Source organism: Paracoccus sp. UBA889 (assembly GCA_002294185.1).
Lineage (GTDB): Bacteria > Pseudomonadota > Alphaproteobacteria > Rhodobacterales > Rhodobacteraceae > Paracoccus.
The window spans coordinates 76,517-76,727 of the sequence record DBFD01000027.1; the positions used below are offsets into that span (position 1 = coordinate 76,517).

A 211-nucleotide genomic window follows, 5' to 3' on the forward strand; every position below is an offset into this window, starting at 1 on the left:
AGGCCGACGACGCCGACCGGCTCCCATGCCGTCATCGAGGACGGGGCATGATCGCCAAGCGGGCGGATGAACTTGAAATCCTTGAACGCGGTGATGAAGTTGCGGATATGCCCGCGTCCGGCGCCAACCTGGTCCTCCAGCGACATGTCCTGCGGCGCGCCCATCTCGTGACTGATCGCCCAGGCCATGTCCTCGGCCCGCCTGTCATAGA

Annotated in this window: 1 pseudogene; it reads right to left on the reverse strand. The window is 64.9% G+C overall.

Going from position 1 to position 211, the window contains the following annotated elements:
- Positions 1 to 188 (reverse strand): annotated as a pseudogene (locus B4L36_RS04855) (aldehyde dehydrogenase family protein); the annotation flags it as partial.
- Positions 189 to 211: the final 23 nt, after the last annotated feature.